Source organism: Curtobacterium poinsettiae (assembly GCF_025677645.1).
In the GTDB taxonomy this organism is placed as follows: domain Bacteria; phylum Actinomycetota; class Actinomycetes; order Actinomycetales; family Microbacteriaceae; genus Curtobacterium; species Curtobacterium poinsettiae_A.
Genome location: NZ_CP106879.1, coordinates 943,780 through 958,840 on the forward strand (window position 1 = coordinate 943,780; position 15,061 = coordinate 958,840).

18 protein-coding genes are annotated in these 15,061 nt (G+C 70.5%); 15 read left to right on the forward strand and 3 right to left on the reverse strand.

Features of this window, described 5'->3' with window-relative positions:
• The first annotated feature begins 114 nt into the window (after window positions 1-114).
• Both OE229_RS04715 and OE229_RS04720 read left to right on the forward strand, forming a co-directional pair.
• On the forward strand, window positions 115-696 hold the full coding sequence (locus OE229_RS04715) for a GNAT family N-acetyltransferase (protein ID WP_262139978.1): 582 nt from the start codon (window positions 115-117) through the stop codon (window positions 694-696).
• 125 nt (window positions 697-821) lie between these two features.
• Window positions 822-1,556, forward strand: a complete 735-nt coding sequence (locus OE229_RS04720) for a GntR family transcriptional regulator (protein ID WP_209132910.1) — start codon at window positions 822-824, stop codon at window positions 1,554-1,556.
• A gap of 77 nt (window positions 1,557-1,633) precedes the next feature.
• Here OE229_RS04720 and OE229_RS04725 read toward each other — a convergent pair whose 3' ends face one another.
• Together OE229_RS04725 and OE229_RS04730 are read right to left on the reverse strand one after the other, a co-directional pair.
• Window positions 1,634-2,086, reverse strand: coding sequence for a PTS sugar transporter subunit IIA (locus OE229_RS04725; RefSeq protein WP_182066210.1), 453 nt, complete (start codon window positions 2,084-2,086; stop codon window positions 1,634-1,636).
• Complete coding sequence (locus OE229_RS04730) at window positions 2,083-2,319, reverse strand: PTS transporter subunit EIIB (RefSeq protein ID WP_027464959.1); 237 nt, start codon at window positions 2,317-2,319, stop codon at window positions 2,083-2,085. The genes OE229_RS04725 and OE229_RS04730 overlap by 4 nt, the downstream gene beginning before the upstream one ends.
• A gap of 178 nt (window positions 2,320-2,497) precedes the next feature.
• On the opposite strand from OE229_RS04730, the gene OE229_RS04735 reads away from it, so the two are divergent.
• From OE229_RS04735 to OE229_RS04790, 12 genes are all read left to right on the forward strand, one after another.
• A complete protein-coding gene (locus OE229_RS04735) occupies window positions 2,498-3,766 on the forward strand; it encodes a PTS transporter subunit EIIC (protein ID WP_182066209.1) in 1,269 nt (422 codons plus the stop codon).
• Between the two features lie 127 nt (window positions 3,767-3,893).
• On the forward strand, window positions 3,894-4,805 hold the full coding sequence (locus OE229_RS04740; protein ID WP_209132914.1) for a metal ABC transporter solute-binding protein, Zn/Mn family: 912 nt from the start codon (window positions 3,894-3,896) through the stop codon (window positions 4,803-4,805).
• A gap of 47 nt (window positions 4,806-4,852) precedes the next feature.
• Entirely contained in the window at window positions 4,853-5,698 is an 846-nt protein-coding gene (locus OE229_RS04745; RefSeq protein WP_209133266.1) for a metal ABC transporter ATP-binding protein, read from the forward strand.
• The gene (locus OE229_RS04750) at window positions 5,698-6,636 is read left to right on the forward strand and encodes a metal ABC transporter permease (protein ID WP_209132916.1); all 939 of its coding nucleotides are present in this window, start codon (window positions 5,698-5,700) and stop codon (window positions 6,634-6,636) included. The genes OE229_RS04745 and OE229_RS04750 overlap by 1 nt, the downstream gene beginning before the upstream one ends.
• On the forward strand, window positions 6,633-7,058 hold the full coding sequence (locus tag OE229_RS04755) for a Fur family transcriptional regulator (protein WP_182066206.1): 426 nt from the start codon (window positions 6,633-6,635) through the stop codon (window positions 7,056-7,058). Before OE229_RS04750 ends, OE229_RS04755 begins: the two co-directional genes overlap by 4 nt.
• A 10-nt stretch (window positions 7,059-7,068) precedes the next feature.
• Window positions 7,069-7,764 (forward strand): alpha/beta fold hydrolase, encoded by a 696-nt coding sequence (locus OE229_RS04760; RefSeq protein ID WP_262139980.1) that lies wholly within the window; start codon window positions 7,069-7,071, stop codon window positions 7,762-7,764.
• A gap of 430 nt (window positions 7,765-8,194) precedes the next feature.
• The gene (gene rpmB, locus OE229_RS04765; protein ID WP_027464952.1) at window positions 8,195-8,431 is read left to right on the forward strand and encodes a 50S ribosomal protein L28; all 237 of its coding nucleotides are present in this window, start codon (window positions 8,195-8,197) and stop codon (window positions 8,429-8,431) included.
• Window positions 8,431-8,601 (forward strand): 50S ribosomal protein L33, encoded by a 171-nt coding sequence (rpmG, locus tag OE229_RS04770; protein WP_017886456.1) that lies wholly within the window; start codon window positions 8,431-8,433, stop codon window positions 8,599-8,601. Before rpmB ends, rpmG begins: the two co-directional genes overlap by 1 nt.
• Window positions 8,602-8,603: 2 nt before the next feature.
• Window positions 8,604-8,909 carry a 30S ribosomal protein S14 gene (gene rpsN / locus OE229_RS04775; protein ID WP_017886455.1) on the forward strand — a complete coding sequence of 102 codons (306 nt, stop codon included), beginning with the start codon at window positions 8,604-8,606 and terminating at the stop codon, window positions 8,907-8,909.
• Between the two features lie 290 nt (window positions 8,910-9,199).
• Window positions 9,200-9,487 carry an HU family DNA-binding protein gene (locus tag OE229_RS04780; RefSeq protein WP_017886454.1) on the forward strand — a complete coding sequence of 96 codons (288 nt, stop codon included), beginning with the start codon at window positions 9,200-9,202 and terminating at the stop codon, window positions 9,485-9,487.
• Window positions 9,488-9,707: 220 nt separating this feature from the next.
• Complete coding sequence (locus OE229_RS04785; RefSeq protein WP_262139982.1) at window positions 9,708-11,753, forward strand: bifunctional copper resistance protein CopD/cytochrome c oxidase assembly protein; 2,046 nt, start codon at window positions 9,708-9,710, stop codon at window positions 11,751-11,753.
• Window positions 11,750-13,072, forward strand: a complete 1,323-nt coding sequence (locus OE229_RS04790) for an ATP-dependent DNA helicase (protein WP_262139984.1) — start codon at window positions 11,750-11,752, stop codon at window positions 13,070-13,072. Before OE229_RS04785 ends, OE229_RS04790 begins: the two co-directional genes overlap by 4 nt.
• A 328-nt stretch (window positions 13,073-13,400) precedes the next feature.
• Here OE229_RS04790 and OE229_RS04795 read toward each other — a convergent pair whose 3' ends face one another.
• On the reverse strand, window positions 13,401-13,847 hold the full coding sequence (locus OE229_RS04795) for a DUF4383 domain-containing protein (protein ID WP_182066202.1): 447 nt from the start codon (window positions 13,845-13,847) through the stop codon (window positions 13,401-13,403).
• Window positions 13,848-14,088: 241 nt separating this feature from the next.
• Between OE229_RS04795 and OE229_RS04800 the strand changes: the two genes are divergently transcribed.
• Window positions 14,089-14,988 (forward strand): phosphatase PAP2 family protein, encoded by a 900-nt coding sequence (locus OE229_RS04800; RefSeq protein ID WP_262139986.1) that lies wholly within the window; start codon window positions 14,089-14,091, stop codon window positions 14,986-14,988.
• Window positions 14,989-15,061: the final 73 nt, after the last annotated feature.

Here is a 15,061-nt window from a genome sequence, read left to right on the forward strand (position 1 = left end):
GAAATGGTCGGGTTGCTCCGAGCGACTCGACCATTCCTGCTCACCATCTGCGGGCTTCCGCAAACGTCGCGTGGTGTTCACACGGATGTCGGGGGTCGGCGGCATGATCGGTGCATGGTCCACCAGCTCCTGACCCCCTCGCAGGAGATCCGAACGGATCGCCTCCTGCTCGCCCCGCTGACCCCGGCCGACATCGACGACGTGCATGCGCTCTTCTCGGACGCCCGCACGTGGCAGCACCTGCCCACGGGTCGGCACGTGGCGCGGAGCTCGAGCGTGGACATGGTGCAGCGCAAGATCGGCGGTCGTGCGCGCCACGGCCTCGGGTCCTGGGCGGTCCGCAGCGCCTCCGACCACGCCTTCGTCGGTGTCGGTGGGGTCGACATGACCGCCGGTGGGGTCTGGAACCTCGGCTACCGCCTGGCGCCCGCGGCATGGGGGCAGGGCTTCGTGTCCGAGATCGCCCTGGCTGCCGTCCGTGCCGCCGCCGACACTGCTCCTGACGTCCCGGTGACCGGCCGGGTGCTCACGAACAACCCTGCTTCTGCAGCCGTGCTGCGTCGTGCCGGGCTGTCATTGGTGTGGCAGGGGGCGCCGGCCGCGCAGAACCGTGCGGCCGCCGGCGTCGACGGGCAGGTCTGGACCGATCGGCTGCTCTCCGACGAGCAGTTCGCCTGGCTCGTCGCCAACGCCTGAGCACCGTCTCCGCCCTTCGTCACCGCGCACGTTGGTCTTCCCGGCCTGACTCGCTACTGTGATGGGAACTGGTCATGTCCGCGCATGACCACCGCCCAGGACCAGCAACGGAGCACGAGGGACGCATGACGAGCCGCATCACCGAGGGTGCCGAACCGAAGCACCAGCAGTTGCGGCGCATCCTGCTCGACCTCGTCACCACGCGCCTGGCTCCCGGTGCCGCGATCCCGTCCGAACGGCAGCTCATCGCCGAGTACGGCGTCTCGCGGATCACCGTGCGTGAAGCCCTCGGGCAGCTGGTCAACGAGGGCTACCTGGAGCGCGTCCGCGGCAAGGGCACCTTCGTGGCACACCGGCCCGTGCAGTCGACGCTCCACCTCGCCTCGTTCACCGAGGAGATGCGGGCGATGGGACACGAGCCGACCACCGTGGTGCTCGTGCGCGAGGAACGCGTGCCGCCGGCCGACACCGCCGCGGCCCTGCGGATCGAGCCGGACGTGCCGGCCTTCCACGTGAAGCGCCTGCGGATGGCCGACGGTGCCCCGGTGTCGATCGACGACGCCTGGCTCGTTGCCGATGCGTTCCCGGGCCTGCTCGACCACGACCTTTCCGGGTCGGTGTACTCGATCATCGCCACGGAGTACGGCACCCCGATCGACCGCGCGCAGCAGACCGTCGCGGCGAACCCGGCGGCCGACGACGTCGCGACGTTGCTCGGGACGAAGACCGGCGCGCCGGTGCTCGAGTTCGACCGGGTGTCGTACGCCGGGGAACGACCCGTGGAGCACACCCGCAGCTGGTACCGCTCGGACCGCTACCGCGTGCAGATGGAGGTCACCGCGACCCCCGCGGTCGCGTAGCCGCCGAGCAACGCGAAAGCGACCGTGTCCTGCGGTTGTTCTGCAGCACGCGGTCGCTCTCGAAGGGGGAAGTGGCCTCAGACCTCGAAGAGGATGTCGCCGTCGAGCACCGTGGTGCCGACCGTCCCCTGGTCGACGCTGTCCGGCGTCGAGCCGAGCACGACGACCGGGCAGATCGGCGAGTACCCGGCGGCCGAGATCACCGAGGGGGTGAACCGGACGACGGGGTCACCGGCGGTGACGGTGTCGCCCTCGGTCGCGAGGAGCTCGAAGCCTTCGCCCGACAGCTTCACGGTGTCGATGCCGACGTGCACCAGGACGTCGGTGCCGGCGGCGCCCTGCAGGGCGAACGCGTGGGGGTGCAGCTTGACGATGGTGCCGTCGACCGGGGCCACCGCGGTGACCGCGCCATCGACGCCCGTCGGGTCGACCGCGACGCCGGCACCGACCAGCTGCCCGGCGAACACCGGGTCGGGCACGTCGGCGAGGGCGACGACCGGGCCGCCGAACGGCGTACGGACGACGGTCACAGTTCGTCCTGGATGTCCTGGGCGAGGTTGTCGGCGACCGTGCCGACGATGACCTGCCAGCCGGTGCCGCCGCCGATCACGGCCTGGGCTCCGGCTGCCTGCAGGGCGGCCTTGTCGACCAGGTCCCCGTCCTCGACCTCGACGCGGAGGCGCGTGATGCAGCCCTCGACCTCTTCGATGTTCTCGGCACCGCCGAGTGCGGCGATGATGTCGGCTGCCTTGATGTCGGCCATCGTTTCCTCCTCGTTAAGGGTTTGCGTCGCGGGTTGACACCGGACCGCTCGCGGATCAGACTACGGAACTGGTCATGACCGGACAGGACCGGACCTGGCGACACCGCCGAGGTTACCTGCGCTGGCTGCACGACTCAACTCACCCCGACAGCTCCACCCAATGACGAGAGGACCTCCGATGAGCGCCACCACTGCCACGGATGTGCCGGAGAAGAAGAAGCCGAAGAAGCAGTCACGGCTGTTCGCGCAGGCCCAGCGCCTCGGACGGAGCCTGCTCCTGCCGATCGCGGTCATGCCCGCAGCGGGCATCCTGAACCGCATCGGCCAGCCGGACCTCCTCGGCGCGATCCCCGGCTTCGAGACCGGCGCGGGGGTCATCTCGGCCGCCGGCCAGGCGATCTTCACCTGGCTCCCGCTGCTGTTCGCGGTGGGCATCGCGATCGGGTGGGCCAAGAAGTCGGACGGCACCACCGCGCTCGCGGCGGTCGTCGGCTACATGGTCATGTACGAGGTGTTCGCCGTGATGTCGCCGGTCGTCCTGGCGGGGGTCAAGAACGCCAACGGCGAGCAGGCCACGATCAACTACGGCGTGCTCGGCGGCATCGTGATGGGGCTCGTCTCCGCTGTGATGTGGGAGAGGTTCCACCGCACGAAGATGCCCGACTTCCTCGGGTTCTTCTCGGGTCGCCGCCTCGTCCCGATCCTCACCGCTGCTGCCGGTCTCGTCATCGCCGTCGCGATGTCCTTCGTGTACCGCTACTTCGACATCGCGCTGACGGCAGCCGGCACCGCGGTCGCCGACAACGCCGTGATCGGCGGCGGCATCTTCGGGTTCGCGAACCGCATGCTCATCCCGATCGGGCTGCACCAGCTGCTCAACTTCTTCCCGTGGTTCCAGCTCGGCAGTTTCACCAACGCGGCCGGCGACCTCGTGCACGGTGACATCCCGCGCTTCCTCGCGGGCGATCCGACCGCCGGCATCTTCCAGACCGGCTTCTTCCCGATCATGATGTTCGCGCTGCCCGCCGGTGCCCTGGCGATCTGGCGCAACGCCAAGCCGCAGAACCGCAAGCTCGTCGGCGGCATCATGATCTCCGCCGCACTGACCTCGTTCGTCACGGGCATCACCGAGCCGCTCGAGTACTCGTTCATGTTCGTGGCGTTCCCGCTGTACATCATCCACGCGGTGCTCACGGGTACCTCGCTCGCGCTGGTGAACGCCCTCGGGATCCACGACGGGTTCTCGTTCTCGGCCGGTGCGATCGACTACGTGCTGAACTTCGGCAAGGCGGACGGAGCGATCTGGCTCATCCCGATCGGCCTGGGCTACGCGGTCGTCTACTACTTCCTGTTCAGTTTCGTGATCAAGAAGTGGAACCTCCGCACGCCCGGGCGTGAAGAGGACACGATCGCCGAGAACACGATCGACGCGGCCACCAAGCCGTAGACGCGAGCGTCTCCGAACGGGAGGCCCGGTGCCAGCTGGCACCGGGCCTCCCGTCCGTCTCCCGGTCGCGCTGAGAGCCCTCATAGCGGTTTTGACAATCGTTATCAGTAGGCGTTAGCGTCGTGCCATGCACAACCGCCTCCTCGCCCTCCCGCTCGTCGCCGGTGCCGCCGCGCTCGCCCTGACCGGGTGCGCCACCTCGTCCGCCTCGGGGGAGGCCAGCAGTGACGGCACGATCAACGTCGTCGCCTCCACGAACGTCTACGGCTCGATCGTCAAGACCATCGGTGGCGACGCCGTCACCGTGACGAGCATCCTGAGCGACCCGTCGCAGGACCCGCACTCGTTCGAGTCGAGTGCCCGCACGCAGCTCTCCGTGTCGAAGGCCGACCTGCTCATCGAGAACGGTGGCGGCTACGACGACTTCATGACGACGCTCGCGAACGCCTCGGACACCACGGCCGACACGATCAACGTCGTGAAGCTCTCCGGCCTCGACGAGGGCGGGAGTGCCGAGTTCAACGAGCACGTCTTCTACAGCTACCCGACGATGGTGAAGCTGGTCGAGGCGGTCACGAAGGACCTCAGCGCGCTCGACGAGAGCGGCAAGGACGCCTTCGAGAAGAACGCCGCCACGCTCACCACCGAGCTCGAGGACCTCGAGTCCCAGACCGCCGCCGTCAAGAAGCAGGACTCCGGCGATAAGGTCGCGTACACCGAGCCGGTGCCCGGGTACCTGTTCGACGCGATGGGGCTCGAGAACGAGACCCCGCCGGACTTCTCCGAGGCCATCGAGGAAGGCGACGACGTCCCGCCGGCGGCCCTCCGCGACACCCTCGCGCTGTTCACCGGCAAGCGCGTGCAGCTGCTCGCCTACAACAACCAGGCGTCGAGCCCCGAGACCGAACAGGTCCAGAAGGCGGCCGAGCAGAACGACATCCCCGTCGTCGGTGTCACGGAGACGCTCCCCGAGGGGCAGGATTACGTCTCGTGGCAGCAGGCGAACATCGACGCGGTGAAGGCAGCGCTCCAGAAGTGACGACCTCGACCGCAGCGGCGGCGACCCCCGGCCCGGCGACCACCACGGTGGACGACCGGGCTGCGGCTCGTCCGGTCCTCGCGCTCCGCGACGCCGGGTTGTCCTACGGCGCCCGGAAGCTCTGGGCAGGCCTCGACCTCGACCTCGCGCCGGGGGAGTTCGTCGCGGTCCTCGGCCCGAACGGCGCCGGCAAGACCTCACTGCTCCGTACCGTCCTCGGGCAGCAGCGGTTGACGAGCGGCACGATGTCGTTCCTCGGGCAGCCGGTGCACCGCGGCCACCGGAAGATCGGCTACATCCCGCAGCAGCGGTTGATGGAGGCGGGTACGCCCCTGCGCGCGCGCGACATGGTCGCCCAGGGCGTGACCGGGCACCGGTGGGGCATCCGACGGGCCTCGAAGGCCGACCGGATGCGGATCGACCGCGTGCTCGACGAGGTCGGAGCCACCGCCTTCGCGGACGCCCCCGTCGCCGAGCTCTCCGGCGGCGAGCAGCAGCGCACCCGCGTCGGCCAGGCCATCGCCGCCGACCCCGCCCTGCTGCTGTGCGACGAACCGCTCATCTCGCTCGATCTGCGGCACCAGCGCGGGATCACCGAGCTCATCGACCGTGAGCGCCGGCAGCGCGAGGCCGCCGTGCTCTTCGTGACCCACGACGTGAACCCGATCCTCGACGTCGTCGACCGGGTGCTCTACATCGCCGGGGGCAGGTTCCGGATCGGTTCGCCGGACGAGGTCCTGCGCGCAGACGTCCTGAGCGACCTGTACGGCACGCCCGTCGACGTCGTCCGCACCATGGGACGCATCGTCATCGTCGGCGCGAACGAGGCCCACGAGCACCACCCGGGCGAGGTCGACCCGCACGCCGACCAGCCGGACGAAGGGCGCATCTGATGGACCTGCTGTCGACCGTCTTCTCGTTCCAGGACTACGGCGAGCTCCTCGTGCTCGTGCAGAACTCGATCTGGGCCGGCGCGGTGCTCGGCATCGTCGGCGGGCTCATCGGCCCGTTCGTCGTCGCCCGGAACATGCCGTTCGCCGTGCACGGCATCTCGGAGCTCTCGTTCGCCGGGGCCAGCGCCTCGCTGCTGCTCGGGGTGAACGTCGTCTCCGGCTCACTCGTCGGATCGGTGATCGCCGCGCTGCTCATCGGCGTCCTCGGGTCACGTGCCCGGGAACGCAACTCGATCATCGCCGTCCTCATGCCGTTCGGCCTCGGGCTCGGCATCCTCTGCCTGGCGCTCTACAAGGGCCGGGCCGCCAACAAGTTCGGGTTGCTCACCGGGCAGATCGTCTCGGTCGACAACCCGCAGCTGACGTTCCTGATCGTGGTCGCCGCGATCGTCGTGGCCACGCTGCTCGTCATCTGGCGCCCGCTGATGTTCGCCTCGGTCGACCCCGACGTGGCCGCGGCCGCGGGGATCCCGGTGCGGACCCTCGCGATCGTGTTCATGCTCGTGCTCGGACTGGCCACCGCCGTGTCGGTGCAGATCGTCGGTGCGTTGCTCGTGCTGTCCCTGCTCGTCACCCCGGCGGCCGCGGCCCTGCGGCTCAGCTCGCACCCCGTCGTCGTACCGGTGCTGTCGACGGTGTTCGCGGTGACGTCGGTCGTCGGTGGCATCCTGCTCGCACTGGGCGGCGGCCTGCCGATCAGCCCGTACGTGACGACGATCTCGTTCGCGATCTGGGTGGTCTGCCGGATCATCGGGTCGCGACGCGACGGGCGGGGACGCAACCGCGTCGCCGGTCGGGCCCAGCGTGGCGGGGGCGAGCCGGGCCTCCAGGCGGGGACGACGTCGACAGCCGGTCGGAAGGAAGAGGTGTCAGCATGAACGCCGTGCAGAAGACCAAGCGGAACACGTGGCAGCGCGAAGCGGTGCGCGGTGCCCTCGACTCCACCGAGGGGTTCGTCAGCGCGCAGGCGCTGCACCAGCACCTGCGGGACGAGGGCTCGACCATCGGTCTGGCCACGGTCTACCGGGCGCTCGCGGACCTGGCCACCGAGGGCGACGCCGACTCGCTGCAGCAGGACGGCGAATCGCTGTACCGGGCGTGCACGACGGACGCGCACCACCACCACCTGATCTGCCGGAACTGCGGCCGGACCGTCGAGATCGAGGCGGACCCGGTGGAGCAGTGGGCGCAGGACGTCGCCGCCGCCAACGGCTTCACCAACGCCAGCCACGTCGTCGACATCTTCGGCGAGTGCGCCGTCTGCACGGCAGCCCGCGCGACCGCCACCACCGACGAGTAACCTGCCCCGCATGCACGTCATCCTGGTCCCCGGGTTCTGGCTCGACGCGAGCGCGTGGGACGACGTCGCCCCCGTGCTCCGCGAAGCCGGGCACTCGGTGCAGGCGGTGACCCGTGACGGCGACACGCTCGACGAGCAGGTCGCCGCGCTGGTCGCGGTCCTGGACGACGTCGCGTCGGCCGACGAACCCGTCGTCCTCGCCGGTCACTCGGGTGCCGGGCCGATCGCGTACATGGCTGCCGACCAGCGCCCGTCCCTCGTCGCGCACCTGCTCTACGTCGACACGTTCCCGGGGCCCGAGGGCGGGTGCGTGAACGACGAGCTGCCCGTGGTCGACGGGGTCGTGCCGCTGCCGTCGTGGGACATCTGGGAACCCGCCACCGTCCGGGGCATGACGCCCGAGGTTCGGCAGGGCGTCGAGCACCGGGCGATCCCCGAGCCGGCCTCGGTGCCGTCGGACCGGTTCCACTACGCCGACCCGGCACGGCACACGATCCCCGCGACGATCATCACCTGTGAAATCCCCGCCGCCGAGCTGCTGGCGATGGTGGCGGACCACCAGGCCTGGGCGGCCGAGCTCGTCGCGACCGAGGAGCTCTCCATCGTCGGGCTCGAGACCGGCCACTGGCCGATGTTCACGGCGCCGCAGCAGCTCGGCGAGCTGATGGTGCAGGCGCTCGCGCCCAAGCCGACGCAGGCGCCGTAGGCCACGCACACCGGGCGCGCGGCCTCGTCGTCGTCGCCGTCGAGTGCGCAGAAGGCGTCGGGTCCGCCTCCGGCACCCGGTGTCTCCTGCACACTCGAACGCCGGAGGGGGCGACCACGCGGGTGCGTGAGCGGCCCCGTCCGGCGGCCACGCGCCTCCAGGCCTGGCGGCGCGGCTTGCGACACGCCCGGTCCTCGCGTAACGTGGACCCCTGGTTCTCCGCGTCCGCGCGGCGGACCCGTTGTTCCAAGCCCTCCGACCGTCGCGAACGCCGCGGTCGCGCGGTGTCCGGGCCTCCTTCGACAGGGGATGCGGACCTGGGCGGTGTGCACAACCCCCTCGCACGGTCACTCCGGTGGCACTGCGCGTGCGCACCAGGCAAGTGAACTTGGGTGCGGCCGTCCGGTCGCACGGTACTCAGGAGGAAACCATGGCAGCAGTGTGCCAGGTGACCGGCGCCGTTCCCGGCTTCGGTCACAACATCTCGCACTCGCACCGCCGGACGAAGCGTCGCTTCGACCCGAACGTGCAGAAGAAGACGTACTACGTGCCCTCGCTTCGTCGTAACGTCACGCTCACGCTCAGCGCGAAGGGCATCAAGGTGATCGACGCACGTGGCATCGAGTCCGTCGTCAAGGATCTCCTCGCCCGTGGGGAGAAGATCTGATGGCGAAAAAGGGTCAGGACATCCGTCCGATCATCAAGCTCCGCTCGACGGCGGGCACCGGGTTCACCTACGTGACCAAGAAGAACCGTCGGAACAACCCCGACCGACTCGTGCTCAAGAAGTACGACCCGGTGATCCGCAAGCACGTCGACTTCCGTGAGGAGCGCTAAGCATGGCGAAGAAGAGCAAGATCGCGAAGAACAACCAGCGTGCCGTCATCATCGCGCGCTACGCCGAGCGTCGTCTCGAGCTGAAGAAGGCCCTCGTGGACCCGAACGGCACCGACGAGTCGCGTGAGGCCGCCCGCGTGGGCCTGCAGAAGCTGCCCCGCGACGCATCGCCCATCCGCTACCGCAACCGCGACGCCATCGACGGCCGCCCCCGTGGCCACCTCGGTGAGTTCGGCATCAGCCGTGTCCGTTTCCGTGACATGGCCCACCGCGGCGAGCTCCCCGGCATCACGAAGAGCTCCTGGTAAGCACTCGCAGTACACGACGCCCCGTCACCTCTTGGTGGCGGGGCGTTCGCTGTGTACGGGGTACATGTGAGCCGTCATTCGTCACATCTGCCCCTCCAGCACCCCCTCGGAGCCCCGACAACCCCGGAAATCCGGGCGAGTCGGCGGTTTTCACCCCCGGCGGCTGGTAGGTTCAACTCCGGTTCCGCCGGGCCCTCGGCCCACTGGCACCGTGGCACGGGGCACCCGCTCCGGGCGCCGGACGACACGTGCGTCCGACCGATACTGCAAGAAGTCCGAGGAGGACATCCATGGCTGACAAGTCACTGAACCGCACCGAGCTCGTCGCTGCCGTCGCCGCTGAGTCCGGCCAGAGCCAGGCCACCGTCAACGGCGTCGTCGACGCGCTCTTCAGCGTCGTCTCGTCGTCCGTCGCCGACGGCACGAAGGTCACGATCCCCGGTTGGATCGCCTTCGAGAAGACGCACCGCGCCGCCCGCACCGGCCGCAACCCGCAGACGGGTGACGCCATCGAGATCGCCGCGAGCGACTCGGTCAAGGTCAGCGCCGGCTCGAAGCTCAAGGCTGCGGTCAAGTAAGACCGTTCCGCGCATCGGGAGGGACGGCTTCGGCCGTCCCTTTCGTCGTTCCCGGGGCGCGTGCGTGGACGTGTGCTCGATCGGGCGCGCGTGGACGTGTGCTCGGTCGGGCGCGCGTTCGTTCGCCCGGTGCGCGCGTCCTGCCTGGAGGCCCGTGCCGGTTTGCACAGATCGGCTCGCCCCGTCCGTGGGCCGGGTGGGCACCGCCTAGGCTTGACGGGTGAATCGGATCGCGCGCATCGCCGGTCCCGCCGTGCTCCTGCTCGTCGGGTTCGTGGCGCTGCTCACGGCACTCGTCATCGGTGGGGGTGCGAACCCGGCACTCATCGCCGACCCGGGGCCCGTCGTGCGCTTCGGGCTGCCGATCGCCCGGCTCGTCGTCGACCTGTCGGCGGCCACCACGATCGGTGGGCTCGCCCTGGCGACCATCGGGCTCTCGCGTTCGGGCCCCGAGTGGAACCGCGCGCTCGACGTCGCCGCCGCGGCGAGTGGTGTCTGGACGGTCGCGTCGGCCGTCGCCACGTTCTGCACGTTCCTCAGCGTCGCCGGTTCGCGCATCAGCATCGACGAGCAGTTCGGGCAGTCGATGGGGGTCTTCCTCACCGGCACCGAACTCGGGCTTGCGTTGCTCGTGACCGTCCTCGTCGCCGCGGCCGTCACGGTGCTCTGCTTCGCCGTCCGATCGCGGGGGATGGTCGCCCTGACCGCCGGCGTCTCGATGATCGGCCTCATCCCGCTCGCGCAGCAGGGCCACGCCGCCGGTACCGCCAGCCACGACGCCGCCGTGACGGCACTGGGGCTGCACCTGGTCGGTGCGGCGCTGTGGGTCGGTGGGCTCGTCATGCTCGTGCTGCTGCGCGGGGTGCTGCCCGGCGACCGGCTGCCCGCGGTCGTGGCCCGGTATTCGAGCATCGCCCTCGGCTGCTTCGTGCTCGTCGCCGTCTCGGGCACGGCGTCGGCGCAGATCCGCGTCGGGGCACTGTCGAACCTGTTCACCCCGTACGGCACGCTCGTCCTGGTGAAGATCGGCGCGATCGTCGCCATCGGGGTCCTCGGCGCGGTGCAGCGCCGTCGGGCCATCCGTGCGCTGACCACCTCGCCCGGTGGGCAGCGGCCCTTCTGGACCCTCATCGTCGTCGAGCTCGCGGTGATGGGTGTGGCGTCGGGGTTCGCGGCGGCGCTCGGGCGGACCGCCACCCCGGTCGACCAGATCGCCCTGAGCAAGACCACCGACCCGAGCCCGGCGGAGCTCCTGACCGATGACCTGCTGCCCCACGCGCCCGGCGCGTGGGGCTGGCTGACCCAGTGGAACATCGACCTGTTCTGGCTGATGGTCGCCGTGCTCCTCGCCGCGACGTACGTGGCCGGCGTCGTGCGCCTGCGGCGGAGCGGCGTGCGGTGGCCGGTGCGACGGTCGGTCGCCGCAGCCCTGGGGATCGTGTCCCTGGTGGTCGCGACCTCGGGCTCGCTACACCAGTACGACCGGTTCCTCGTCTCGGCGAACGTCGGTGCCCACGTGCTGCTCGGCCTGGTGGTCCCCGCCCTGGTCTGGGCGGCAGCGCCCGTCGCCCTGATCCGCGCCGCCGTGCTCCCTCGGAGCGACGACAGCACGGGTGTGCGGGAGTGGACCGACGTCATCGTCGAGCACCCCTCCGTGCGGTACCTGGCCCAACCGTTCCCCGCGTTCCTGCTCGCGGCGGCCCTGTGGTGGGCCTTCTTCGCCACCGACGCCGTCCGGTGGTCGGTGAGCGACCCCACTGGCCGCACCGTCAGCGACGCCGTGTTCCTGTTGGTCGGGCTGCTGGCCGTCCCGACGCTCTGCACACCGATCCCCGCCGGGCACCGCCGTCCCACCACGGCTGCCGCGGCCGTCCGGATCGTCGGGGCCGTGGTGATCGCCGCGGGCACCGTCTCGCTCGGCTTCGCGATGCGCGGGCCGCTCGGGCTGCTGCAGGCCTCGTGGTTCGGCGCGATGGGTCGGACGTGGGGGCCGGACCCGCTCGTCGACCAGGCACGGGCCGGGCTCGTGCTGATCGTCGCCGGGGTGCTGCTCCTGGTGACCGTGGTCGTGGTGGTGCTCGTGCGGCTGCGGCGTGACGGGGCAGACCCGGTCGACGCGGCAGGTCCCGGTGCCGGGGCTGCCGTCGGGGCCGCCGCCGGCGCGACCGTCCTCGCCGAGCCCGCTGCCCAGGACGACCAGGACGACCTGGACTTCGACGACGGCAGCGACGACCTCGAACCCTCGCCCGGGGCGGACGTCCGATGAGCATCGAGCTGAGCGACGAACAGCGCGCCGTCTTCGAGTACATCGAGCACACCCGTGACCACGTGTTCATCACCGGCCGGGCCGGGACGGGCAAGTCCACGCTGCTCAACCACCTGTCGTGGAACACCGAGAAGCAGGTCGTCATCTGCGCCCCGACGGGGGTCGCTGCGCTCAACGTCGGCGGCCAGACGATCCACTCCCTGTTCCGGCTGCCGATCGGGCTCATCGCCGACGCCGAGCTGCGACAGGGCCCGGACACCCGCAAGCTCCTCAACACGATCGACACCCTGGTCATCGACGAGGTCTCGATGGTCAACGCCGACCTGCTCGACGGCATGGACCGGTCGCTCCGCAAGGCCCGCGGTCGACAGTTCGAGCCGTTCGGCGGCGTCCAGGTCGTGATGTTCGGCGACCCGTACCAGCTGCCCCCGGTGCCGGGCGACGCCGACGAGCGCGCCTACTTCACCGACCACTACCGGTCGATGTGGTTCTTCGACGCCAAGGTGTGGCTCGAGGCCGAGCTCAACATCATCGAGCTCGCCACGGTGCACCGGCAGCGCGACGACGCCTTCGCCGCGATGCTCACCGCGGTTCGGCACGGTCGAGTCACCGCGGACATCGCCGAGCAGCTGAACACCGCCGGGGCCCGTCCGGCTCCGGACGACGCCATCACCCTGGCGACCCGCAACGACACGGTCGCCCGGATCAACAAGGCGGCCCTCGAGCGGCTGCCCGGCAAGGTGAAGACCGCCAAGGCCGACGTGAACGGCGACTTCGGCGGACGGAACTTCCCGGCCGACGAAGCCCTCGAGCTGAAGCCCGGCGCGCACGTGATGTTCCTGCGCAACGACGCCGACCAGCGCTGGGTGAACGGCACCCTGGGCATCGTGACGGCCATCCGCGACACGGTGTGGGTCGACGTCGACGGTGAGTCGTTCGAGGTCCAGCCGTCGGTGTGGGAGAAGTTCAAGTACTCGTACGACGCGGACAAGAAGGAACTCAAGAAGGACACCGTCGGGGAGTTCCAGCAGTTCCCGCTCCGGCTCGCCTGGGCAGTGACCATCCACAAGTCGCAGGGCAGCACCTACGACCGAGCCGTGGTCGACCTCGGCAACCGGGTGTTCAGCGCCGGCCAGACGTACGTGGCGCTGTCGCGGCTGACCTCGCTCGAGGGGCTCTTCCTCACCCGGCCGCTCCGGCCGCAGGACATCATCGTCGACCTGGACGTCCGGCGCTTCATGTCCGAGGCGCCCCGCATCGTCGCCACCGAGCTCGAGGCCCCGAAGAAGCAGTCCGACGCCGACTCCGCCGCCGACTGACGCGTCCGACCTGCGGTTGCCGGGCGCCGTCGTCCGAGCGGGTTCCACCCGTTCCGCGTGGCGCGGTTCGAGCGGTCACGACACCCCGTCGCCCCTGCCTCGAGCGGTCGCGACCTGTCGCTCCGAGGCGCCTCGGCCGACGGTTCGTGACCGGCCGCCGGACCTGAGCGGGGAGTCGTGCCCGGCCGGCACCCGCCGGACCTGAGCGGGGAGTCGTGACCGGTCGGCGCCCGCCGGGCCCCCGCCGCCGCCCCCCGCCCGCACACAACGACGACGCCCGCCTGCCGGAGCGGCAGACGGACATCGGGAGTGCGAACGAGCGGGTGCGTCAGGCGCGCGCCGCACGCAGCGCGCGGAGGTTCTCCTTGTCGGCACCGATCGCGGTGAGGAGCAGGAGCACGCCGACGATCGCGTGGAACACGTTGTCCGTGGTGTTCAGGGCAAAGACGTTGGCCGAGGTGTCGACGAAGACGAAGCCGTACACCGCGAAGACGACGAGCAGGGCTCCGACGAGCAGGTTGCCGTTCCGCGATCCGATGGTGTTGCCGAGTCCGGTGATCAGCAGCACCACGGCGAGCAGCACCCACACCAGGCAGAGCGCCGGGTTCACGCCGAACGCGTTCCACAGCATGCCGCCCTGGCGGTTGAAGAAGCCGGGGTCGCCGTCGGCGGCGAAGAAGAAGCCGAGGACGCCCCAGAGTGCGAGGACGCTGCCGGCCGTGAGTGCGAGACCCCGGTTCGGCGAGGCGATGATGCCCGGTTCCTTGATGGCCACTTCGGTTTCCTCCTCGTACACTGCCGACGCGACGTGCATCGGTCCCGCGTGGTGCGACGGCCCGGCGGGGATCACCGATCCCCTCGTCTCAGCGCGCGGTGCACGGCCGACGGGGGTGCGGTTCCCAGCCTCCGGCCGGTGCTCCAACGGTATCGTGTCGGACCCCGACCGACCCAATCGCAGCGCCGCCGCCAGTCGTGCGACGAGCCCGACGACGACCACCCCGAGGAGGACCAGCCCGGTGACCTTGACACCCGAGCGCAGTGCATCCGAGTCGCGCGGACCGTGGGTCTCGCGGCGGGGGCGGTGGGCTGCGCTGGCGGCTCTGGGGTTCGTGATCGTGCCTCTCGTCTACGGGGTCGCGGTGCTGACCCCGGTCGGTCAGAAAGCGGAGGACGCCGCGCTCGGCGGGGTCCGGGAGTCCGACCTGTTCAGCTCGGACACTGCGCTCAACGTCATATCGGTGCCGGTGATCCTGTTGCTCGTCGTCGTGATCGTCGCCGTGGCGTTCGCCAGACGGCGGCTCTCGGTGGGGCTCGGCGCGGGGGTCGTGGTGCTCGCGTCGGCGGCCACCTCGACGCTCGTCAAGCGTATCGCCGTGCGCCCGGAGATCGCTCAGTCGACGACGCCGAACTCCTTCCCCTCGGGGCACGCGACGATCGCGCTGGCGGCGCTGTTCGCCGTCCTGATGGTCACGCCTCGTCGGTTCCGCCCGCTGGTGACCATCGTCGGTGCCGGGTACGCGGTCTTCGTGGCGAACCAGACCGTGGTCTACGGCTGGCACCGGGTCAGCGACATCATCGGGGCCTGCGCGATCGCGATGTTCTGGCTCGGGATCGTCCGCGCGGTCGGACCACGGGTCGACCGGGGGCTCCGGGGCGACCGTGACGGCCGGCGGGGGCCGGGGCGGGTGGTGAGCGTCGTGCTCCTCGTTGCGACCGGGGTCACGCTGGCGATCGGTGTCGCGGCGCTCGTGGTCGGCCTGACCGGCGCCGGCGCGTACGACCACGCCGCGATCCTGGTGGCGGGGCGGTTGGCGTCCAGCGCGAGCGTCCTCGCGGTCGTGACGACGGTGTGGTTCCTCGACGGGATGCACCACGCCGCACGCACCGACCCGGCCACGCTGCCCGCCGCCGGCTGATCCGGGGAGCCGAGCCGGGCCTCCCGGCCGCCCACAGGGCTGACCGCCCGGTCGCACGACCGGCGCGAGCCTG

What these genes read in the sequence shown, in the direction of transcription:
- OE229_RS04715 (WP_262139978.1), top strand. Translation starts at nt 115, where the DNA reads ATGGTCCACCAGCTCCTGACCCCCTCGCAGGAGATCCGAACGGATCGC.
- OE229_RS04720 (WP_209132910.1), top strand. Translation starts at nt 822, where the DNA reads ATGACGAGCCGCATCACCGAGGGTGCCGAACCGAAGCACCAGCAGTTG.
- OE229_RS04730 (WP_027464959.1), bottom strand. Translation starts at nt 2,319, where the DNA reads ATGGCCGACATCAAGGCAGCCGACATCATCGCCGCACTCGGCGGTGCC.
- OE229_RS04735 (WP_182066209.1), top strand. Translation starts at nt 2,498, where the DNA reads ATGAGCGCCACCACTGCCACGGATGTGCCGGAGAAGAAGAAGCCGAAG.
- OE229_RS04740 (WP_209132914.1), top strand. Translation starts at nt 3,894, where the DNA reads ATGCACAACCGCCTCCTCGCCCTCCCGCTCGTCGCCGGTGCCGCCGCG.
- OE229_RS04750 (WP_209132916.1), top strand. Translation starts at nt 5,698, where the DNA reads ATGGACCTGCTGTCGACCGTCTTCTCGTTCCAGGACTACGGCGAGCTC.
- OE229_RS04755 (WP_182066206.1), top strand. Translation starts at nt 6,633, where the DNA reads ATGAACGCCGTGCAGAAGACCAAGCGGAACACGTGGCAGCGCGAAGCG.
- OE229_RS04760 (WP_262139980.1), top strand. Translation starts at nt 7,069, where the DNA reads ATGCACGTCATCCTGGTCCCCGGGTTCTGGCTCGACGCGAGCGCGTGG.
- rpmB (WP_027464952.1), top strand. Translation starts at nt 8,195, where the DNA reads ATGGCAGCAGTGTGCCAGGTGACCGGCGCCGTTCCCGGCTTCGGTCAC.
- rpmG (WP_017886456.1), top strand. Translation starts at nt 8,431, where the DNA reads ATGGCGAAAAAGGGTCAGGACATCCGTCCGATCATCAAGCTCCGCTCG.
- rpsN (WP_017886455.1), top strand. Translation starts at nt 8,604, where the DNA reads ATGGCGAAGAAGAGCAAGATCGCGAAGAACAACCAGCGTGCCGTCATC.
- OE229_RS04780 (WP_017886454.1), top strand. Translation starts at nt 9,200, where the DNA reads ATGGCTGACAAGTCACTGAACCGCACCGAGCTCGTCGCTGCCGTCGCC.
- OE229_RS04790 (WP_262139984.1), top strand. Translation starts at nt 11,750, where the DNA reads ATGAGCATCGAGCTGAGCGACGAACAGCGCGCCGTCTTCGAGTACATC.